Annotated in this window: 23 protein-coding genes and 3 pseudogenes; 6 read left to right on the top strand and 20 right to left on the bottom strand. The window is 45.1% G+C overall.

The annotated features are described in order from the left end of the window. Positions 1–14 precede the first annotated feature (14 nt). Positions 15–842 (bottom strand): annotated as a pseudogene (locus M3650_RS19520) (4-hydroxyphenylacetate 3-hydroxylase N-terminal domain-containing protein); the annotation flags it as partial. A gap of 113 nt (positions 843–955) precedes the next feature. Further along, complete coding sequence (locus M3650_RS19525) at positions 956–1,336, bottom strand: DJ-1/PfpI family protein (protein ID WP_483311765.1); 381 nt, start codon at positions 1,334–1,336, stop codon at positions 956–958. A 214-nt stretch (positions 1,337–1,550) separates the two neighbouring features. Here M3650_RS19525 and M3650_RS19530 point away from each other — a divergent pair, with 214 nt between their 5' ends. After that, entirely contained in the window at positions 1,551–2,204 is a 654-nt protein-coding gene (locus tag M3650_RS19530; protein ID WP_251577033.1) for a class I SAM-dependent methyltransferase, read from the top strand. A 161-nt stretch (positions 2,205–2,365) separates the two neighbouring features. Here the strand turns inward: M3650_RS19530 and M3650_RS19535 are convergent, their stop codons facing one another. The 3 genes and pseudogenes from M3650_RS19535 to M3650_RS19545 form a co-directional block, all read right to left on the bottom strand. Further along, the gene (locus M3650_RS19535; RefSeq protein WP_251577034.1) at positions 2,366–3,922 is read right to left on the bottom strand and encodes an ABC-F family ATP-binding cassette domain-containing protein; all 1,557 of its coding nucleotides are present in this window, start codon (positions 3,920–3,922) and stop codon (positions 2,366–2,368) included. A gap of 171 nt (positions 3,923–4,093) precedes the next feature. Further along, a pseudogene (locus M3650_RS33185) lies at positions 4,094–4,393 on the bottom strand (ATP-binding cassette domain-containing protein); the annotation flags it as partial. 520 nt (positions 4,394–4,913) lie between these two features. Next, on the bottom strand, positions 4,914–5,696 hold the full coding sequence (locus tag M3650_RS19545) for a PhzF family phenazine biosynthesis protein (protein ID WP_251577035.1): 783 nt from the start codon (positions 5,694–5,696) through the stop codon (positions 4,914–4,916). A 140-nt stretch (positions 5,697–5,836) separates the two neighbouring features. On the opposite strand from M3650_RS19545, the gene M3650_RS19550 reads away from it, so the two are divergent. Next, complete coding sequence (locus M3650_RS19550; RefSeq protein WP_251577036.1) at positions 5,837–7,195, top strand: aminotransferase-like domain-containing protein; 1,359 nt, start codon at positions 5,837–5,839, stop codon at positions 7,193–7,195. Between the two features lie 505 nt (positions 7,196–7,700). Here M3650_RS19550 and M3650_RS19555 read toward each other — a convergent pair. Next, the gene (locus M3650_RS19555) at positions 7,701–8,174 is read right to left on the bottom strand and encodes a GNAT family N-acetyltransferase (RefSeq protein WP_251577037.1); all 474 of its coding nucleotides are present in this window, start codon (positions 8,172–8,174) and stop codon (positions 7,701–7,703) included. Between the two features lie 5 nt (positions 8,175–8,179). Next, on the bottom strand, positions 8,180–8,473 hold the full coding sequence (locus M3650_RS19560) for a GNAT family N-acetyltransferase (RefSeq protein ID WP_251577038.1): 294 nt from the start codon (positions 8,471–8,473) through the stop codon (positions 8,180–8,182). Between the two features lie 361 nt (positions 8,474–8,834). Here M3650_RS19560 and M3650_RS19565 point away from each other — a divergent pair, with 361 nt between their 5' ends. Both M3650_RS19565 and M3650_RS19570 read left to right on the top strand, forming a co-directional pair. After that, positions 8,835–9,953 carry a polysaccharide pyruvyl transferase family protein gene (locus tag M3650_RS19565; protein ID WP_251577039.1) on the top strand — a complete coding sequence of 373 codons (1,119 nt, stop codon included), beginning with the start codon at positions 8,835–8,837 and terminating at the stop codon, positions 9,951–9,953. Beyond that, the gene (locus M3650_RS19570; protein ID WP_251577040.1) at positions 9,950–10,831 is read left to right on the top strand and encodes a CgeB family protein; all 882 of its coding nucleotides are present in this window, start codon (positions 9,950–9,952) and stop codon (positions 10,829–10,831) included. Before M3650_RS19565 ends, M3650_RS19570 begins: the two co-directional genes overlap by 4 nt. 154 nt (positions 10,832–10,985) lie before the next feature. Here the strand turns inward: M3650_RS19570 and M3650_RS33190 are convergent, their stop codons facing one another. From M3650_RS33190 to M3650_RS19590, 5 genes are all read right to left on the bottom strand, one after another. Continuing rightward, complete coding sequence (locus tag M3650_RS33190) at positions 10,986–11,204, bottom strand: hypothetical protein (protein ID WP_251577041.1); 219 nt, start codon at positions 11,202–11,204, stop codon at positions 10,986–10,988. Between the two features lie 23 nt (positions 11,205–11,227). After that, complete coding sequence (locus M3650_RS32025; protein ID WP_285848552.1) at positions 11,228–11,359, bottom strand: hypothetical protein; 132 nt, start codon at positions 11,357–11,359, stop codon at positions 11,228–11,230. A 299-nt stretch (positions 11,360–11,658) separates the two neighbouring features. Beyond that, entirely contained in the window at positions 11,659–11,976 is a 318-nt protein-coding gene (gene trxA, locus M3650_RS19580; RefSeq protein ID WP_251577042.1) for a thioredoxin, read from the bottom strand. 30 nt (positions 11,977–12,006) lie between these two features. Continuing rightward, positions 12,007–12,459 carry a carboxymuconolactone decarboxylase family protein gene (locus tag M3650_RS19585; RefSeq protein WP_251577043.1) on the bottom strand — a complete coding sequence of 151 codons (453 nt, stop codon included), beginning with the start codon at positions 12,457–12,459 and terminating at the stop codon, positions 12,007–12,009. A 104-nt stretch (positions 12,460–12,563) separates the two neighbouring features. Then, a complete protein-coding gene (locus M3650_RS19590; RefSeq protein WP_251577044.1) occupies positions 12,564–12,716 on the bottom strand; it encodes a hypothetical protein in 153 nt (50 codons plus the stop codon). A 21-nt stretch (positions 12,717–12,737) separates the two neighbouring features. Here M3650_RS19590 and M3650_RS19595 point away from each other — a divergent pair, with 21 nt between their 5' ends. Beyond that, entirely contained in the window at positions 12,738–12,947 is a 210-nt protein-coding gene (locus M3650_RS19595; RefSeq protein WP_251577045.1) for a hypothetical protein, read from the top strand. On the opposite strand, the gene M3650_RS19600 is transcribed toward M3650_RS19595, so the two are convergent. The 6 genes and pseudogenes from M3650_RS19600 to M3650_RS32705 form a co-directional block, all read right to left on the bottom strand. After that, positions 12,940–13,842: an NAD(P)/FAD-dependent oxidoreductase gene (locus M3650_RS19600; protein ID WP_251577046.1), complete on the bottom strand. Its 903-nt coding sequence runs from the start codon at positions 13,840–13,842 to the stop codon at positions 12,940–12,942. The genes M3650_RS19595 and M3650_RS19600 overlap by 8 nt on opposite strands. Before the next feature lie 136 nt (positions 13,843–13,978). Next, entirely contained in the window at positions 13,979–14,575 is a 597-nt protein-coding gene (locus M3650_RS19605; protein WP_251577047.1) for a class I SAM-dependent methyltransferase, read from the bottom strand. A 260-nt stretch (positions 14,576–14,835) separates the two neighbouring features. Continuing rightward, positions 14,836–15,234, bottom strand: a complete 399-nt coding sequence (locus M3650_RS19610) for an Rrf2 family transcriptional regulator (protein ID WP_251577048.1) — start codon at positions 15,232–15,234, stop codon at positions 14,836–14,838. 268 nt (positions 15,235–15,502) lie between these two features. Further along, on the bottom strand, positions 15,503–16,978 hold the full coding sequence (locus tag M3650_RS19615; RefSeq protein ID WP_251577049.1) for a protein adenylyltransferase SelO: 1,476 nt from the start codon (positions 16,976–16,978) through the stop codon (positions 15,503–15,505). A gap of 249 nt (positions 16,979–17,227) precedes the next feature. After that, on the bottom strand, positions 17,228–17,350 hold the full coding sequence (locus M3650_RS32030; RefSeq protein ID WP_285848553.1) for a hypothetical protein: 123 nt from the start codon (positions 17,348–17,350) through the stop codon (positions 17,228–17,230). Between the two features lie 124 nt (positions 17,351–17,474). Beyond that, positions 17,475–17,567: pseudogene (locus tag M3650_RS32705) on the bottom strand (ATP-binding cassette domain-containing protein); the annotation flags it as partial. A 281-nt stretch (positions 17,568–17,848) separates the two neighbouring features. On the opposite strand from M3650_RS32705, the gene M3650_RS19625 reads away from it, so the two are divergent. Next, positions 17,849–18,079, top strand: coding sequence for a hypothetical protein (locus M3650_RS19625; protein WP_251577051.1), 231 nt, complete (start codon positions 17,849–17,851; stop codon positions 18,077–18,079). Positions 18,080–18,162: 83 nt separating this feature from the next. Here M3650_RS19625 and M3650_RS19630 read toward each other — a convergent pair whose 3' ends face one another. Continuing rightward, positions 18,163–19,554 carry an ABC transporter substrate-binding protein gene (locus tag M3650_RS19630; protein WP_251577052.1) on the bottom strand — a complete coding sequence of 464 codons (1,392 nt, stop codon included), beginning with the start codon at positions 19,552–19,554 and terminating at the stop codon, positions 18,163–18,165. 40 nt (positions 19,555–19,594) lie between these two features. After that, complete coding sequence (locus tag M3650_RS19635; protein WP_483311764.1) at positions 19,595–21,061, bottom strand: ABC transporter substrate-binding protein; 1,467 nt, start codon at positions 21,059–21,061, stop codon at positions 19,595–19,597. Positions 21,062–21,122: the final 61 nt, after the last annotated feature.

The raw sequence follows: 21,122 nt of genomic DNA on the forward strand, positions 1-21,122 counted from the left end.
CATACAAATACACGATCCCATGGTACGGTAACATCATTAAAAACAACAAGCGTATCCATTTCTTCGAACCTGGAGCTTAGCGGATAATTATATGGGGATTCACCACCTACGAAGCTTTCCCTGCAAATAAAACTTATGCCTTCTAGATTGCTGGGAACAGCAAAAACGAATGAGTAAGGATTATCTTCAGTCTCTGATAAAGAGAAAGGCGTGGGGAATACTAGTATTTCGTCCGAAGTTGCTCCTTGTGTATCTAAAAGAAAGGCTCCCCGAATGATGATGCCGTCCTTGTTTTTCTCTGTTATCTGAGCGGCCTCCGGCTCTTCGAATGTGCGAAGAAACGTAGATACTCTTCCTGCCTTTGGCTGAATGAACACGTGGGAAAGCGTAACATCTTTTTCTCGGCAATATTCGTAGTATCGCTTCAAGTTGGAAGCATACTCAGGCTATTTAGGTTCAAGCAGTCCTGCTGCAGAAGAGAATGCCATAATGGCGGTGTTCATATAATCGGGAGCACGTCCGAGGAAGCCGTGATGGATGCTTGCCCATGTCTGCATCATCTGTCTGCGCAGCGCAAGATCTTTCTTTGATGTCGGTTGTTTGAAGGATAGACCAACCGGATCGCCTGTTAAGGATGAGGAATATAGCATTGCTGCCTTCGATTCTTCGGCATATTGCAAGTCGTACATCGAGGCTTGTGTCGCTATGAGTCCTTTGAAGGCCTTATGTTCCGAAACAGCTCCGTACACTCTCTCACCCGCGATCCAGATGTCGGGAAGATTATTGTTTATCCGCTCTATATACTCTCTGCCGCTCTTAGCTGGCATTGCAATCGCCTCCATCGCTGGCTCGTTCCTATAAGGATACTGTATTCGCCGCAAGACGGATTTGAATGAACGAGTACCTAATGCACACAGCGTTTAGCAAAATATAACGAGCGACTACGTCCTGATTCTCATCCTTTCCCGAATGATACGCGGTTGCTCCTCCATCTGAAGTTATGTAAGGAATCCCATGAACTTTTTAACATGGTTTGCATTTTCTGTGGAAGTAAGTGATTCAAGGTTGTCGCATTTCTTCCTTGTAGAACGCCGCTTCTGCCAAGCGGTAAAGCCCCTACACAAATCGATGCAATGTTCTTCCCTTGTCTATCGAATTCTCGGATAAATTCAAGCACATCGGGGCGAAAGGCATCCTTGTAAAATCCTGCCTCTTCAAAGCCGCCTGGTAATGCTAGCGCGTCGAATTCCTGGACGGTCACCTCTGAAATTACCTTATCGGGTAATACGGTAAAATTCCAGGTGCATGTTAATTGTGAATCATATGATACAACGATTTATTGTAGAATATAGCAGATGTCCGGTTCTCTAGCAAGCTGGTTCTTCCCACTCTTTTCACCGGTCTAGGCTTTCAATACACTATAAAAAATCGGACATAATTCCCTATTTATGATAAAATTAACTAAAAACTAAAGAGGCGTATGAAGAAAGAGAAAAACAGCAAAGGCATTTTATAACATCCCGATTACGCGGTAAAGGGGTAGTTCAATAATGTCGAAAAAAGAGTATATTCCGGCGATGAAATTCCATTGGTTGACCCCCATATACGATCCTTTGTTAAAACGGGGAATGAAGGAAGCGAAGTTTAAAAGCCATTTGATTCATCAAGCTGACCTGAGGCCTGGGCAACGGGTTTTGGATTTAGCTTGCGGAACGGGAACATTGACGCTGATGATAAAGCAAGCGCAATCGGAAGCGGAAATTATCGGACTGGATGCAGACCCTGAGGTTTTAGCCATTGCTAAAACGAAAGCAGAACAGAACAAGTTAGATATTACTTTTCAAAAAGGAATGTCACTAGCTCTGCCCTTTCCGGAGGCGCATCTGGATCATATTTTTTCAAGTCTTTTTTTTCATCATTTAACCTTCGAGATGAAGCGCAAAACCTTAGAGGAGCTGCTTCGCACCTTACGTCCCGGAGGACAAATCAATATTATTGATTTTGAAAAACCACAAAATCTCTGGATGCGGATCGCGTTTTTGCCTATTCAATTACTTGATGGATTTGAAACCACCAAAGATCATGCTAAGGGAATACTTCCACAATTATTTCGTGAAAGTGGTTTTGAACATGTTCAACAAACCGGTCAGTTTGCGACCATTTTTGGGACATTGCGCTCATACCGTGCACAGAAACCGGAATAACTCAAACTGTATACAGACTCAGCATATTGAGACAATCCTAGCGAGCCATCGAAGCTGCCCCGAATCCCAAGAATGGGAAATGGGTTACCTCCTTTTCAAAGCGTATAAAAAAACGACTCTAATCGCATCAATTGCGACAGAGTCGTTTTTACGCTTCTGAATTAAAATACTTTCGTCGTCCAAGATTCACAGTTCCATGTTTCCGTTACGACATCACGATAGAATTCAGGCTCGTGGGAAATTAGCAGGATGCTGCCTTTGTATGCCTTGAGTGCACGCTTCAGTTCTTCCTTCGCATCGACATCCAGATGGTTCGTCGGCTCATCGAGTACGAGCAGGTTGGTCTCGATGTTAACGAGCTTACAGAGGCGAACCTTCGCCTTCTCGCCACCGCTTAATACAGCAACCTTACTCTCGATATGCTTCGTAGTCAGTCCACACTTTGCTAGTGCCGCACGAACCTCGAATTGTGTGAATGAAGGGAACTCCTTCCAGATCTCTTCGATACACGTATTATAGTTCGTATCTTTTACTTCCTGTTCGAAATAGCCGATATCCAGATTGTCTCCGCGTTCAACAGAACCAGATATCGCTGGAATCTCACCCAGAATACTGCGCAGCAGCGTCGTCTTACCGATCCCGTTCGCACCGACAAATGCGATCTTCTGACCGCGCTCCATACGGAGGTTCAATGGACGGGACAACGGCTCGTCGTAACCGATGACCAGATCTTTTGTCTCAAACACCAGCTTGCTGGAAGCGCGGGAATCTTTGAAGTTGAACTGCGGTTTCGGCTTTTCCTTCGCCAGTTCGATAATCTCCATCTTATCCAGCTTCTTCTGCCTCGACATCGCCATGTTGCGTGTAGCGACACTCGCCTTGTTGCGTGCGACGAAGTCCTTCAGGTCGGCAATCTCCTGCTGCTGGCGCTTATAAGCAGATTCCAGCTGCTGCTTCTTCATTTCATAGACTTGTTGGAACTTGTCATAGTCACCGACATAGCGGGTTAGCTCTTGGTTCTCCATATGGTAGATCAGGTTAATAACGCTGTTCAGGAACGGAATATCGTGTGATATGAGAATAAATGCATTCTCATATACTTGCAGATATCGCTTCAACCACTCGATATGCTGTTCATCCAGATAGTTCGTCGGCTCGTCCAATAGCAGGATGTCCGGCTTCTCGAGTAATAGCTTCGCCAGCAACACCTTAGTACGCTGACCACCGCTTAAATCGTTTACGTCCTTATCCAGACCGATATCATTCAGTCCGAGCCCACGAGCGGTCTCTTCGACCTTGGCATCAATCATATAGAAATCTTGATTGGTCAACATGTCTTGGATCGTACCGACATCCTCAAGAAGTTTCTCCAGTTCTTCTGGAGTTACGTCCCCCATCTTGCCATACATGTCGTTCATTTCTTGTTCCAGGTCAAATAAATATTGGAAGGCTCCCCTCAAGACATCACGGATCGTTGAGCCCTTGCTAAGTACGGCATGCTGATCGAGATAGCCGACACGTACACGCTTGGACCATTCAACCTTGCCTTCATCTGGCTGAAGCTTGCCTGTAATAATATTCATAAATGTGGACTTGCCTTCTCCGTTGGCACCGATCAGTCCAATGTGCTCGCCTTTGAGCAGGCGGAAGGATACGTCCTTGAAGATCGCACGGTCTCCAAAGCCGTGGCTTAGTCGTTCTACGTTTAGTATGCTCATCCATGACACCTTTTCTTATATACTTTGTACTTGAAATATTATAAACGTTACCGGGCCTAAAAGTAAGCATAAAATAGCCCACCCGTATTATGAATGAGATATTTTAAGTGCAATTTTTCATATTATGGTGACTAAAAAATGCTGAAATGATTACAGGAAATCACTTTTGATTTAATCAAAAATATGAAAATGTACATCCGCTACATTTTTTATGAACTTCTTATCATGTGAGACAAATATGATGGTTCCTTCATATGCAGCTACAAACCGTTCTAATGCTTCAATGGCATGGATATCTAAAAAATTGGTCGGTTCGTCTAACAATAAAATGTTATATTCCCCTAAGAACAGCTGACAAAGTTGGAGGCGAATCGCTTCTCCACCGCTTAATGACTTCACACTTTTTCGTATATCTGTACCAACAAACTGCATCGAATGTAACACGCTTCGTAAAAATCCTTCATCATACTCTCCAATAATACGTTATCCTCCAACTGGAGAGTAAGTCTATCAGCGATAATTGGAAACTTATTATGCAATTCCAAGTACTTCCCAAATCGTTGTGACGAGTTCGTCAAGTACAGAACGGTCATGACTAATTAACACAAGCGCTCCATAGTAATATCGCAGATGCGGTCAAATTGATGGACAGCTAATCGTTCAATCTTTAATACCTCTTTATCTAAATAAGTCACTTCGACATTTTCTAATTCAAAGCATATGTGTTCCATCTATGCTACCTCTGAAGTGTTGTGATTTCGTATCGATAGCCATAGGATCGATACGAGCTTCTATGTCAAGAAGCTCGTATTAAAAGAATAATAAGAAGTGCACGCTTTCCCCTCCATCTTCGCCTTCAGAGCTACAACTGATGTGACTCAACATTTAAAGATATAGGAATATCATACCATCGTCAACTAAAAGAAAGAAAGCCCGCTAAGAAGCAGGGCTTTCATGTCAAACTGAGACCTCGTGCAACAAGGCCTCGTGCTTATCGATTGATTTGCAGCTCTGCCACCGCATACAAAACGGCAGTTCCGCTAATTTTGACCCGATCTCCAACGTACTGGCAATATAATGTTCCGCCTCGGCTGGAGAACTGCCTTGCTATCATGCTCTCCTTACCCAGGCGCCCGGCCCAGTAAGGAATGAAATTGCAATGGGCAGAACCGCATACGGGATCTTCATTGACATTTAATTTTGGAAAAAAGCTTCTGGACACGAAATCATACTTCGTCCCCCGTGCCGTGATCGAGACACCCAATCCGTCAGGCAAATGTTTTAATTTTGAAAAATCAGGAGCTGCGTTTTGCACATCTTCCTCTTTCTCCAGCACGAACATGAGATCCCTGTCCAGATAAGTTTCAACTGGAGTGACCCCGAGTGCTTCCACCATTTGTTCGGTCAGCGTATATGGCTTAGGCATTCTGCTCGGGAAATCCATCTCGTACCGTTCTTCTCTTTTGAGAACTACCAGTTCCCCACTCATTGTCTGAAATGTTAACCGTTCTACGTTTTTTTCATAATGATTGGCGATGACATATGCTGTGGCCAGAGTGGCATGCCCGCAAAGATCGATTTCTTTTGCTGGGGTAAACCATCTTAAACGGTAATCTTCCCCCTTCTTTACGGCAAAGGCCGTTTCGGAAAGGTTGTTCTCGGAAGCAATTTTTTGCATCAGCTCGTCTGCAATCCAATTCTCCATAATGCAGACCCCGGCGGGATTTCCTTCAAATATGCGTTCTGCAAATGCGTCTACTACGTAATATTTCATCTTCTTAGCCTCCTACCGAGATGACTTGGAATGGTATCCATTACTCTAACATCAACATTGTATGGTTTCAATGTTATAATTGTATGCAATACAATATTGGGAGGATTATGATGCCTATTAATTCATTTGAAAACTATCCAATGTCCTGGGCGCCAGATCGCAAAAAATTGCTCCCCCCTATTTATCGTTCCATCGCCAATTTGTTGGAATATGATATTTTGAACGGCTTTTTAGCGCCGAATACGAAGCTTCCGCCTCAGCGGGAATTGGCAGATTATCTGGATATTAATTTGAGTACCGTAACACGTGCCTTTAAAATATGTGAAGGTAAGGGTTTAATTTATGCGGTTACGGGTCGAGGCACCTTTGTTGCTCCTAATGTGAGAAATGCTATTTTTAAAGCGGAAAATGACGATGAAAATGGTTGGATCGAAATGGGAATTATTCAACCGCTTGATGGGTGCAATACACAGGTCGCAGAAATCGTTCAACAAATCGCGGGGAAAAGTTATCTTGAAACGTTGTTGGATTACAGACATCCGCTAGGAATGCCATATCACAGAATGGCGGCCAGAACGTGGATGCAGCAGTTTGCGATGGATGTGCCTGTCGAGAATATTGCCATAACGTCTGGAGCGCAGAATGCTCTCACGCTAACCTTAATGTCTCTTTTCCATCCTGGAGATAAAATTGCCGTGGATGAATATACGTATCCGAATTTCATTGAATTAGCGAATATACTCCATATTCAACTCATTCCCGTTGCAGGTGACGAAGCAGGCATGCTTCCGGAAAGCTTGGATGCGGTATGCGCAATGAACGTATTACAGGGAATATATCTCGTTCCATCCTGCAATAATCCGACCGCAATCCTAATGGATGCCGGGCGGAGAAAAGAGATATCCCGGATCATCAATAAACACAAGTTGATTTTGATAGAAGACGACATCTATTCGTTTCTGACGCCGCCGGGCTATTTGCCCGTTTCTCATTTTGTGCCTGATAGGTATGTGTACATCCTGAGTACGTCCAAATCGCTCAGCTCCGGTATGAGAGTAGCATTCATCGCTTATGCCAATCCATTTGTCGAGAAAATGACGTACGGAATCTTTAACATCAACATCAAAACCTCTGCCTTGAACGCGGAAGTTATTACGGAATGCATTCATACTGGAGTGGCGGATCAGATCATTCGCGCCAAGAGAGCTATTTCGGAAGAGCGCAATTTGCTTTATCGATCTTACTTTCAAATCGATAACCCTCATGAGAATCCGCTCAGTTTTTTTCGGTGGCTCCCGCTATCCGGGGAATATCAGCTGCAGGAGATTGAGCAAATCGCTTTGGCAGAGGGAATCCATATTTATCATTCTCAGCGATTCCTGACCCGAAAGGATGCCGAAGAGCAGTTTATTCGAATTTCGCTAACCTCTGTCAGAGATTCGGAGGAATTACATCAAGGACTTAGGCTGCTTAAAAAGCTTTTGGTAACAAGCATTTGAAGCAGCGTGCCGCTAACTCAAACGCATTTTTATTTGCTCTTAGTATAAGGAGGTCTGCTATGAAAAGAAATGTTATCATGCCAATATTAACGTTGGCACTTATGATAGGAACCGTTCTTTTGTTGGAACAGGCACGGTAGGCGTTTCTATGTGGCGCTCTGCCGCTTGCCTGTTCTTTTCTTTCACGGTTCGATAAGTATGCATTAGTCACACGTGAACTTTTTAATAAATTTTTTTTGATCCTTTGTAAACATATAGCCACGACTTTCGTAGAAATTATGAGCATGTTTTCGACTCGGGTGGGATAACAGTTTAATCCCTGAAAATCCATTGATTCTTCCCCAATGTTCAAGGCGTTCAACAACATGCTGCCTACACCTTGATTTCTATATCTGCGTCGTATTAAAAATCAAACACCGATGTTGCTTTTTTGATGTGGATTCTGCCTTTGGTGTCTTTTAAAGACGAAACAGCTGCCGGGAGGAAGCCGCCTTGCCTTTCGCCTTCATGATAGGTTCTTTTCATAGATTAATATCTCTTTGCTGTTGCCGTTTGTTTTCGAATTGATCCTTTTGAATCCTTGCCGCATCCAGAACAGATGGGCCCGCGTATTTTTCGTAATGACTCCGATCCTGTACTTGCTAATTCCCTGGTTCCTCATATCTTCTTCAAATAAAAGCACTGCCTGTGAACCGTATCCCTTCGACTGGAGTTCTCCGCTAATCAGCAGCACCCCCAGCCATGTACATTGATCGGCCGGATTGACAGGCAAGTACTCCAGGATGCCAATATAGTCCTGATTCTCTTTCAATAGCATCCGCTGAGCCCCGATGCGTTGGGCCTGCCGAATATCATCAAGCACTTCTTCCGTTGAAATCATCTCCTTATTTCTGGATATCAAATTAAATAAGGGGTTGGAATTGATAATTGCTTCTTCGGCATCCACTAGCTCCGCCGATGATTTCTGAAACGATAACATGATCTTCATCCTCTCGAATCATTCAATTGGGGCATGCTGCATATCATATCTGTCAGTTCATCGCCGGATAAAAATCCAAGATTCGAGTATAACTTCTCCGGCTCATTCCCGGAAGTGACAAATAGGCGCAGTACGGAATAGGTATCATTCATCTGATGTACCGCTCTGCTGAACATATACTTGCCCAGCCCCTGCCCCTGATAGGCAGGCTTAACGGCATTGAAGCAATGGCAATCGTTGCCTCTCTCATCATTTGCTGAAAAGCGTCCCAGATCGGTCTGAACGATAGTTTTTTTCAATAGGTTGCAAATGCTTGAAATAAGTTCTAGCGTCGGCCGGGATTAAATAATAACTCGTTTTGTGGTTTAAGAGTACGATAGTAACAATTGATAAAATTTTCTAAGTAAGATTTTATCCTACTTATCACTAAAATACTACGTTCTTGCCTCGTTATTCCGATAGTCCTCACTTGTCTCCTTGAAATAACGCCAGTTACCATCTGATTTCTGACAGATCAACAGACGGACCCCGTGAAACAGATATTTCTTTTGATAATCATCTTTGCTGATCGTCATAGTAAGTCTCGGTTTTCATATTCTACCATTTTCAGCGGCTGTCCTTAACATATCGGCAATGAATATCATATCAATATAGAGTAGAGTGAGCAGCGTTGCACGCATGAAGGCGGTGTTAAAAATGACTAGTATATTATATTTGGCAGAGATTGGTTACAAAAACGCAGGGGACCAAGTAATGTGGGATGTCTTTCGGCATCACTTCAACAAGAACCTCGAAGCCGACCGTTTCCACGTCGTCGGATCAATAGCCGACAACGCTGACCCCTTGGCATTCGATGCCGTTGTGCTTGGAGGGGGATCTTTAATCGCCCCCACCTATCTTGCGATGCTTGAAAAGGCGCGTAAAGGCAACAAACCGTATTATATTTGGGGTTCCGGCGTGGATAAACTCATACCTAAAAAAGGTCTGGATGCAATGCTTGGCGGCAGCCCGTTGCCTGCCGATCTCATAGCCCAAGGTATCCAATGCGATTTATTCCGAGACGCCCGCTTTGCGGCAGTCCGAGGTCCTCTCAGTCAGGCATTTCTCCAAATAGCGGGAGTCGATGCGGAAAACATTGCGGTGAGTGGCGACCCCGCTTTACTCCTCACGCCCGAGGAAGCGAAGCCCGTCTCGTACGAGCCGCCCCTTCTAGGTGACAGGCCCTTTATTGGAATCAACTGGGGTACAGCGATGAATCAAGTCTTCGGCAATGACGAGGCTTCCGTTGAGGACAAGTTGGTCACGGCCGCCAAGGAATGGATCATGCAAGGCTATTCCATTCTTATGTTCGTCATGTGGCCTCGCGATATACCCGCCAGCCGAAGACTGATGCACAAAATAGGATATAAGAATCGCGTGCGTTTGTTTGAAACAGTAAATCCGTACGAATTGATGAGCATTATAGGCCAATGTAAATTTACGGTTGATTTCAAATTACACGCTGCTGTGCTCTCGGCCGTCATGCGGGTACCTTTTATCGCCCTTGGATACCGTTTCAAGGTGTTCGATTTCGCCGCTTCAATCGATGCCATCCCTTACGTAATCTCGATCGATAGCCCGACCCTTAGCCATGAGCTATTGCATTTATCAAACCGCATCGAAGAGAACCATACTGAAACGGTCACCTCAATCGATAAACAAGTCATCCAATATCAAAAAATGAATATGTTAGCGGAACCTTTCTTCGGCAGGCTACAAAAGGAGGTTGGAACAAATTGAGTATTCAACCGGAGCGCATATTGATGTGTTACGGAAAAACCCCATACACACCGGGCAGCTATTTGGAAAGAGCATTTGTTAATATTGGTGTCGGCGTCGATGTGATCAAAGATGTCGCCGATTTCTCCGCCCTAGATACAAAAAAGTACGCAGCGGTTCTGTTCGTTGAGAGCCCTTCTCGCCCTCGGATTGACATTAAACACAGGGAGCAGGTCCAAGCGCCCGTTCTCTTCTGGTTCCATCACGGAGAAAATCGCCTCGCGGACAACCTGGAGATGTGCGAAATGTATCGTCCCGATATCCTGCTTATGTCTCATTCTTTGCATCTTGCATCTCGCTTCCCGATACCGGTCCGATTCTTCCCATTCGGGGTAGATCCCCATTTGTTTCATTCGGACATCCCCTATTCGATGCGCCGTTTCGACGTTTCTTTCGTAGGTACGCGCGGACATGAAATTTATAAAAGTCGGGATGAAAGTCTCCGCTTCATTGAAACGAAATTTCAAGGGCAGGCGAATCTGTCGCTCCGGAAAAATATATATCTGGAAGATCTTAGTGCGCATTATGGAAATTCGAAAATCGTCTTCAACCAAACCGCCGATAAATTTAAATCTTTTAACATGAGAATCTTCGAAGGGATGGGGTGCGGCGCATTGGTCCTAACGGATAATACTCCCGAACAATCTGAATTGTTTGAGAACGGACTCCATTATGTTATCTATGATTCGAAGGAAGATATGCTTGAGAAGCTGCGGTATTATTTAAGCCATCCGGACCAAGCCGCAAAGATCGCAGCAGAAGGGCAACGACATGCCGTCCGTTATCATACGTATGAACATCGAGCCCGGCAAATGCTTGAAGTTATCATGTCTTCGTAGAAAGAGGCAAACCGGGATTAGGAACAAAGCTTGCAGCGCTGTTTCTTTGTTCTCCAAGGTCTTATACAATAGTTGCTTGAACAACTCTATTATAACGAATAGGCATAAGGTGATTTTTTACTATAAGCTGGACTAAACCACTGGTCATACCCTGTCAAGTAGACAGATGAAAAAAGCTATGCAGCCAGCGCGTGCCGATACTCAATTGGCGCGCGCTGTTTGAGTTTGGCTTGAAAGCGCTGATAATTATAAAAGTAGATTTTCCTTTTCCCAAAGCCACCCAAGCAAAGGTCGATTTCCCCGAAAAGAAAATATCGAGTTTGGAAAATAATGTTGCAATTATGATTGCGATAACATTACAATACGCAACCATTGGTTCGTCTCGCTCACCTTATGCTAGAAGTTAATGAGGTAACGGACATAAGCTGCTCTTTCAGGTGAAAATATAAAAGGCAAGCCTGAAGCGCTCCCTTTATCCGGGAGAAGCTCCAGGCTCGTCTCGCGGGTGGCGGCGATTTTGTTGTTCATCCTCGTCATCCTCTCTGGAGTTCAATAAGTTCAGGCTTATCATGACTCTAATTGCGCAATTGGTTGCCAGCCTATTCACTTTCCCAGACGGAGATATCCGCCATAAGGTTGCAGGAAGGGGATGCCATTATACCCCATTCGCATATTTGCACAAAAGAACCACAATGCGGGGATTTGCCGCATTGTGGCTGGACGGGCAGCGGCAGCGCAGCTGTCACCGCCCGCAAACGAATGGATCTGATTGAAAATTTCCGCTTTTGCTGCCCGAGTTAGGACTGTTGTCAGAAAGCGAAGTGTTTTTATTGATTTCCCGATATAAACCGCTTCAGTCCCTCCAAGGACATGACTCCGACTTTTTTATTGACCGGTTCGCCATTTTTGAACAAAATCGTGGCCGGAATGCCCATAATTCCAAACAACGCGGCGGTCTCCGCATTTTCGTCTACATTGACTTTGAGAATCTTGGCGCCGTTGCTCCCTTCCGCGTCATACGCTTCAAGAATGGGAGCAAACATTCGGCAAGGTCCGCACCAAGTCGCCCAAAAATTGACGACGGTCAATCCTTCGCTTTGCAGTTCGTTGTGAAATGTGGCATCTGTAACATGGTAAATCGTCATTCGTATCTTCCTCTCTCCTTGGTTTGTACTTTATTTTTCCATTGAACATCCAGGTGTCATGCCAATCGCGATTTCGAGCCGATTCCAACAGTTAATCACATTAATCACCATCACGAGATCGATGTACTGTTGTTCATTAAAATGAGCGCGGACTTGTTCGTATACATGATCAGGCACCCCGTGCCCGGATACTCGCGTAATATGATCCGCAAGTTCGAGTGCCGCTCTTTCTTGGCTGCTATAGTTAGGCGCGTCCCGCCATACGTCCAGGAGTAAAATGCGCTCGAAATTATCTCCTTTGTCATAGAGAATTCTGCCGTTGACATTCATGCAGTAGGAGCTGCCATTCATTTGAGAAACTCTTAACTTGATGAGATCAATGATGGACGCATCCAAACCGCATGTCATGATATACGCTTCGAGTCCCATCATCGCCTCGTAAGCTGCTGGATTGACTTCATAGTGAACCATTCTTAATTCCATTCTGAATCCCTCCCAATTCAATTCGTATACAATTTCGTTAATAAAGGTAGGATCATGTAACCGAAGACCCGCCTAAAAATTAGTCCCGGAGGGGGCACGCCGGGTCAGCATGGTTGCGACAACTGCGGCGACCATATAGACCGGTCAGCCGTACCGAAAGCCCACGCGTAGCCTCGTACGGCATCCGCCTGCAGCGAAGCCACGGACATCAGGACCGCCAGCCCCAATGTCGGGCCAAGTTCCATGGATGTGTTCATCACGCCGCCGGCGAGACCCGCTTGGTGCTCCGCAACGGTGACCCGTGCGCCGAATCGCCCCACAAGGGCAGGGGCAGCCAGATTCGCAACAATCAGGGCGACGGACTCAAGGCGAACCTACTGGCAATCTTCAGCAGCGGAATCATGATCAACGAGATCGTGAAGATAAGCGTCGCCTGGACGATCGCCAGGATCGTGAATGAGAGTCGATTTTTGCGGTTTGTCATTTGAAATCTTCCTCCGTCAAGTCCATATTTACGCCCATAGCGGTTCGACTGCCGCTGGCCGCGGCAAAAACCACTTGGGAAGGCATGAAATAGGAAGCATCCCCCGCGGAATATAAACCAGGTATCGAGGTTCTTCCCAATTTATCCGTCCAGATCCCGCCCAGCTCTGTCCTTTCACAGCCCAGACATTCTCCGAACGGCGCGCTTTGCGCAAATTGGGGAATCACGAAGCCGCCGGTCCTCGGGACTTGCGTCCCATCTGCAAAACGGACATGCTTAAGCCGCCCATTTTGGCCGATGAAGGCCGCAACAGAATGCTCCATCACCAAGATTCCCTTGGATTGAAGCCACTCTTTTTTCTCGTCCGGCAGGGACGCCTTCCCGTTCGTGCAGACAATCAAATCCTTGCTCCAATTGAGGAGCAGCTTGGCCGTATGAAATACGGACGGAGATTCGGAAACAACGACAAGCGGTTGATCCCGCAGCTCCCAGCCGTCGCAATAAGGGCAATTGAACAAACTTTTCCCGTATAGCGGATAAAAGCCTTCGATTTCGGGAAAGATTTCCTTTACGCCCGTCGCCAAGATCAGCTTGCGCGCTTGAATGCGAAGGCCCGTCGAATCCAGCGCCTCAAATCCGGATTCGGTTTTGTCAACCGAAACAACCTCGGTTTGCAAATGATCGACAGTTGGATAACGACGCACCTCCTCATAAGCAATGCGGCGGAACTCGGCAGGCGTTACGCTATCTCTCGTAATAAAGCCGTGAGACTCATGCGTAACGGCATTTCTGGGCCGATTGCTGTCGATCAAAGCCACGCTTCGCCTTGCCCTGCCAAGCACAAGGGCTGCATTCAAGCCGGCGGGGCCTCCGCCAATAATGGCGCAATCGTATATCATGATGCTCATCTCCCCTAAATCAGATATTACAGACTTATTATATCTATAATAAGCCAAAAAAAAGCTTATTATGCGCTGCGAGCCGTATGCCCTTTTTCCACATAAGCGACTCGCCTTAACCTTGCTTTCCATTACCTTATTTTCTTAATACAAGTTGAATGACATGGGCTAAACCGGTGTGCGCCTTTCCTTCTACTCGCTCTTGTTCTCCATAGAAGAAATGGATCACCTCATGACCTTCGCACCAAGTAAGAATTTCTTTTGGTTCGTAAAGCATACCAAGATCTGCGGGTCCGCCTGTACCATAATTTAATTGGTCTTTGGAGTACACCTCAAGCATAATAATCCCTTCAGACTTTATAGCATTTTTCATTTTATTAAGTACCATTTTCTGAGCATCTCTATAAAAATGTCCAAATACCATGATTGCAGCATCATATTCCTCGTTTGGCACGCTATCTGCCAATAGGTCTACTTTTTTTGTATGCACGTCAACAGCATACTTCTGAGCTAGTTTTTTAGTTTTTTGCAGGCCACTCTCCGCATAGTCAATTGCTGTCACTTCATGATCTCTTTGTGCTAAAAAAACAGCATTCCTGCCTTCACCCTCTGCAAATGCTATAACTTTTTTACATTTGTCTAATCGAAAGGCTTGTTGTTGAATAAATACGTTAGGTTCTTCCCCATACCAATATTCCTCTGAATTAAAACGCTCATGCCATGTACTTTCCATACCCAATAGCCTCCTGTGACTAACGCATTACTATCACTATGCCTATCTATCGCTCCCTAAAACTTAGGAAATTAAATAAAATGGATTTGGCACCTAAAGCTAATAAATAAATGGCAAAGCAATTCAACGGGGCGCTAAATCATGACACTCACCTCCTCTTAACCGGATATTAAAGACTTATTATATCTGTAATAATGCGAAAAAACCAATTATTATACGTAGCGAACCGAACTTTTCCTTTCGACATAAAGCGACTCGCCTTAACCTTGCGATAGCTTTTGGGCCAGATCCGCTATTTTCGTTGTTTTGAGATGCGACTCCATTTTCTCTTCCGCTTCCTTCATTACCGCTTGAATCAAGCATTCGTCGCCGTGGAAAAAATCACATTCAAATAAGGAGGCATTGCCCTCGATGGCATGGATAATATCCAAAAACGTAATGTCCTCTTTTTTGCGGGATAACCGGTAGCCTCCATTGGCTCCGGATACCGATTCGATCATCCCTGCTTTCACAAGCCTCGTTAAAATTTTGGAAAGATAAGTAGGTGAAACGCCTTGGGGTTCCGCCAACTGCTGGACGCCTACCGGCTTCACCGGAGAAGCGGCAACGAGCGCGAGCATGGTATGCAGAGCATAGTTCGTCGCTTTTGTAAATCTCATGATAGCACCTCATTCAAAGACTTATTGTATCTATAATATCCTCGAAGTCGCTAATGTGTCAAGTTTCTGCTTTTCATAAAAAATCTACCCGTTAATTATACCGTTCGAGCAGTTACCATAGAACGCAGATCCGCCCTCCATATGGAATGCTCCGCCGCAAAATGCGGCGGAACAGCGAGTCGCTCCATGTACATATGCTGAAACCTGTTAGTCATATTCGAAATTAGGTTCTCCATTTTTCCACATAATGTACTGTTTAACCGCTATATCAGGTACCGCAAAAGGTTCTGTAAGGACGGGTTGATAACGCAGGCAGCGTGGAGTAATCAGCCTGTTCGGTGGAATGCGCGTAAGGGCTCGAAAGAACATCGAGAAGCCGTTCCATCAAGCTGTAGTCTCCTTGCTTCACCGCAGCTTCTAGTGCGTCTTCTACCCGGTGGTTGCGCGGAATTAGCGCGGGATTGCTATTTCGCATCAACTGATGCGAAGAGGCTTCTGATTCCTGCTGCCTGACTAGTCTCGCCTGCCATAGCTCATGCCACTGAGCAAATTCCGTGGTTCCAAACAGAGCAGTATCCTCCGGCTTATCAAAAGTTAATGCACGGAAGGTATTGGTATAGTCCGCACGATAATTCTGCATCATACCGAGTAAGTCTTCAATAAGGGATTCATCCTGTAACTCTTCGTTAAAGATTCCCAATTTCGCCCTCATTCCCGCGATCCATTTACGATGATACAACTCGGAAAAATCTGAAATCGCATCCTCGGCCAGTTGAACAGCCTGCACCTCGTTGACATGCAGCAGCGGCAATAGTGTTTCCGCAAATCTAGCGAGATTCCACGCGGCAATATGCGGCTGATTGCCATAGGCATAGCGGCCATGAATGTCAATGGAACTGAATACCGTTGCTGGGTCATAAGCATCCATAAAGGCGCAAGGACCATAATCAATGGTTTCTCCGCTAAGAGCCATGTTATCGGTGTTCATCACCCCGTGAATAAAGCCAACAAGCTGCCATTTGGCAATCAGTGCAGCTTGAAGCTTAATCACTTCCCGAAGCAGGAAAAGATAGCGATTCTCTTCATCGGACACTTCTGGAAAATGTCTTTGCAAGGTGTAATCAGCCAGGGCCCGGAGATCATGGGCAGTGCCCCATTTTGAAACGTATTGAAAGGTGCCGACGCGCAAGTGGCTGGCAGCTACGCGAGTCAGGATAGCACCGGGTTGCTCGGTTTCGCGGATTACTGATTCACCGGTTGTTACCACCGCTAGGCTGCGGGTGGTAGCAATACCAAGCGCATGCATTGCTTCGCTGATGATATATTCACGCAGCATCGGTCCAAGTGCCGCTCGACCATCGCCTCGGCGGGAGTATGGCGTTTTACCTGAACCCTTAAGCTGAATATCAACCCGCTCACCCAAAGGAGTGATCTGTTCGCCAAGCAGTAGAGCACGGCCGTCCCCTAACATGGTAAAATGTCCGAATTGATGCCCTGCATAAGCTTGGGCAAGAGGCAAAGCGCCTTCGGGAATCTGATTACCAGCAAGCACCGTTACCCCTTCAGTGCTTTGCACCGCTTGGACGTTCAACCCCAGGGATGTTGCTAACGGACCATTAAGAATGATCAACTTCGGTGAGCATACAGGGGTAGGGTTAAGCCTTGTAAAAAATGATTTCGGAAGAGAAGCATAACTGTTATCGAAGTTCCATCCTGTTTCTATGATTTCTTTTTTCTCTGTCATCATATCTCCTTTTTCCTTTTGTCTTTTAGCATCTTAGGTTTTCTTAGGGTTTGCTTCTGCAAATTTATTATACCTTAAATAGCCCTGCTGACTGTTTCGGACGGAGGGGGAATTTTGTATTGTATCGTCTATTTTGAAGAAGTACAATAGTCGGAGATACAACGAAGTTATTTGCACATAATCTCACTAATATTCGCTTTTCATTCTTTTTTTGAAAGCTAATATCGCAACAATAAAGATGATGATTGCCTAACCGCAGAGCAGCGAAAGAATAAGGGCTAAAATAAGCGGCATAGCGATACCGAGTAATGCTGTAAGTGGATCACGAGTAATTTCTTTGCGATTGCGTGTTGCAAAATAGGAGTATCTCATTGCATAGCCCTCCTTTGTGTAAGTTCTACAAAGGCGTCCTCCAAATATCCGCACCCGTCTGAGCTTTTAGCCCGCAACCGTACCAATTGCGATGAGTTTGCCTCTATTCATAATACCTATTCTGTCCGAGAGTCGGCTCGTCAAGAAAAAGAATTTGCGGATTTGAAATCAGTGCCATTGCGATGCTTAAACACCGCTGCATACCGCCGGACAAACTTGGGAATCACAATTTGTCCTTTTTCGCCAACCTTAACGGTTCCGAAAATATACTTTTTTCCCATCAGGTGATTTCATTTATTTCACTCCCACAAGTATGATAAGTATTATTTTCCTTACCTTTAATACTTATCGCAAAACATTGTGTCAATCATATTTCTCCAATTATATATAGAAATAGAGAGGCATCGACCTCTCTTTTACTTGGCTAGTGGAATGATCGAATGCGTATCGGGCATGATAGGTGTTAAATACACGATTTAAAATTTGAGGTGCTAGAAAATGAATAATGGAATCAGTATATGGACACTAAAAAAAATGCCGATGCAGCATGTGGTTCGATACATTGAGGAGAACAGTGGTATCGACTTTCAAGCTCGGATGGCAAATATGAGCCATAACAATTACGAGAAATTAACTTCCGCTCAAGCGCAGGAACAACTGGCGGCTGCCATCTCACGAATGAATGAGGAACAGTATACGGAGTACTTGTTAGAATTGATAGACGAGTAAAGAAAAATCCGTCAAAGCGTTCAGCACGTTGACGGATTACCTTGTACATATGTTCATATACTTCATTTAATTTATTTTCTTTTCTAGCTCGCCTTCTTCGCTTCATGTGCTTTTAGCAGCGCTTCTTGTCCCTTCTCTTCCAGTTCGGCAATCGCTTCATCTAACGTTTTTTGATTATCAATGATTGCTTGCAGCGCTTCTGACAATAGAGGCCGGAATAGGCCAATGAAATCTTCAGGAACATTTTTGTTGCCCCATAATCCTTCATAAGCAGATACTGCCTTCGGCTTCAGAAGATAGAATGCTTCTGTGCTCCTCCCTTCAAGCTCCTTAAAATAGTCAATGCGTGTAGGCAATCTTCCGTCGTTCGTCTTCGAAGTGGCCCGGGCCATGTCCGTGCCATTCACGAACTTGACCAATTCCCATGCCGCTCGCTTATTCTGGGAATCAGCAGCTACCGCATAAATTTCCGACAAGCGCACATTCGCGGATTCATCGGGAGTTGAGGGATCAACTGGAGTTGTAACGATGTCCCAGTCGATCTTCATTGCTGTCTCTTCATAGAGTGGACGGTCCTTCAACTCTCTCGTAAACCAAGGTCGATGGAACATCATCGCAGCTTGTCCCTTGAAAAAGAGCTCATACCCCTGACTCAGCCGATTGCCATTCTCATCTTGAGGCGGAATGTATACAGACTTGTTGCGCGCAGCATCTGTTGCCAGCTTAATTGCCTCCTTCCAGCCGTCCGAGTTAATGAGCAGCTTTTCTGCCTTTGCGTCGAACAGCCTCAACCCGGAGGAAGCAACAATCTCATACATCAATTGTTCGGGACCGCCGTAATCTTGATAAAATCCATACACTTGATCGTCGCCCGATCCAATATTGGAGAATCTACCGGCCAAATCTATTAATTCCTTCCAGCTCATCTTGTTTCTTGGTAGTTCAATATGATGCTCCTTGAATATTTCACGGTTGTAATACAATACAGTTGTTTCGAAATAGGGAGCCAGCCCATACAACTTCCCATTGCCCTTCGCTCTAATCCTGTCGATAAGTCCAGACATGAAACCTTCAATATCATATTTATCTTGAAGAATGGCCGCTTCAATATTGTACAGCTTTCCTTCTTGCGCAAGGACTTCGAACATGCTCTCATCCAGCAACAATACATCCGGCTTATACTTATCTAGTAATTTTCTTCTTTCTTCATCAAAGTCAAAAGATTCACCCTGTCCAAATTTGGCAAAAAGTTCGGTTTGGCTTATGACTTCTATATCAATATCAGGGTATTTCATTTTAAAGAAGTTTCCGTAATCGCGGTAGAACGCATCTTCATCCTGATAGACGACCTTGATCTCTCCTTTGCCCTCTTTTAATGGCTCCAGCTCTGATGTCCCCCCGAAGCAGCCGCTTAGCAAAGACATGATCGTCAGCAGCATGATTCCGATTCTCCCGATTCGCCATTTCTTCTGCACGTTTAGCTCTCCTATACCGTAAATTCGTATTCTACTTTATTTATTTTGCCTTCTTCGCTTCACGCGCTTTTAGCAGCGCTTCTTGCCCCTTTGTTTCCAGCGCGACAACCGCTTCATCTATCGTCTTCTTATTATCGATGACTGCTTGCAGCTCTTCTAACAATGGTTTATCGAATAAGCTAAAGAAATCTCTGGGGACATTTTTGTTGCTGAACACGCCTTCTACTTCTTTCGGCTTCAGAAGATAGAACGCTTCCGTGCTTCTACCATCAATTTCCTTCATATAGCCATTGCGTGTAGGCAACTTTCCGTTAGTCGTTCGCGAATAAGCTTGGGCCATTTCCGTTCCATTCACGAACTTGACCAATTCCCATGCCGCTCGCTTATTCTGGGAATCAGCAGCTACCGCATAAATGTCTGGCAAAGTTATACTCGCAGATTCATCCGAAGGATCTACTGGAGTTGTAACCACTCCCCAATCTATCTCCTTTTCTCCCTCTACATAAGTTGGACGCTGCTTTAACTCTAACGTAAGAAATGGGGAATTGAACATCATCGCAGCTTGTCCCTTGAAAAAGGGCTCCTTCTGGCTATACATTTGATCTTGAGGGTGAAAAAATAGGGACTTGTTGCGCACTGCGTCTGTTGCCAGCTTGATTGCGTTTTTCCAGCCGTCTGAGTTAATGAGCACCTTTTCTCCCTTCGGATCGAACAGCCTCAGCCCGGAGGAAGAGCCGATCCGGTACATTAACCTTCCGGGATCACCGAAAGCCTCATACAATCCATACACTGGATTGTCGCCCGATCCAACCTTGGAGAATCTTCCGGACAAATCGAACAATTCCTGCCAGCTCATCTTGTTGGTTGGCAGTTCGATATGATGCTCCTTGAATAATGCGCGATTGTAATAAAGTACTTCCCTCTCAAAATGGGGGGCCAACCCATACAACTTCCCTTCTCCCCTCGCTTTAATCCTGTCGATAAGACCAGGCATGAATCCTTCAATATCATAGTCATCTTGCTGGATGGCCGCTTCAATATTGTACAGTTTTCCTTCTTGTGCAAAGGTCTCGAACAGGAGCTCATCCAGAAGCAATACATCTGGCTTATGCTTCTCCAAGAACTTCTTCCTTTCTGCATAAAGGTCATCAATAGTTCCACCCTTTGGCAGGTTTAGGAACGTTTCAGTTTGGCTGATGACTTCAATTTCAATCTGAGGGTATTTCATATTAAAAAGTTTTCCGTAATCGCGGTAGAACGCATCTTCATCCTGATAGACAACCTTGATCGTGCCCGCTTGCAGTGGCTCCAGTACTTGCTTCTTCCCGAAACAGCCGCTTAACAAAGATATGATCGTCAGCAGCATGATTCCGACTCTCCATTTCTTCCTCATACTTTCCTCTCCCTCTGCTTTGTTTCCATGTTCATCGAACAGATCAGCATTGATGTTTACGCTTATGAATAATTGCTGTCTCTGTTCCTTTTCCCCGGGGTTGGAATGTTCCACAGGTTCACCTCCCATCCGCCTTCATCCTATATAACAATCCAAATCTTCGAATTGTGACATT

Origin of the sequence: Paenibacillus sp. MER TA 81-3, from assembly GCF_023713585.1 — a bacterium.
GTDB lineage: Bacteria > Bacillota > Bacilli > Paenibacillales > Paenibacillaceae > Paenibacillus_B > Paenibacillus_B profundus.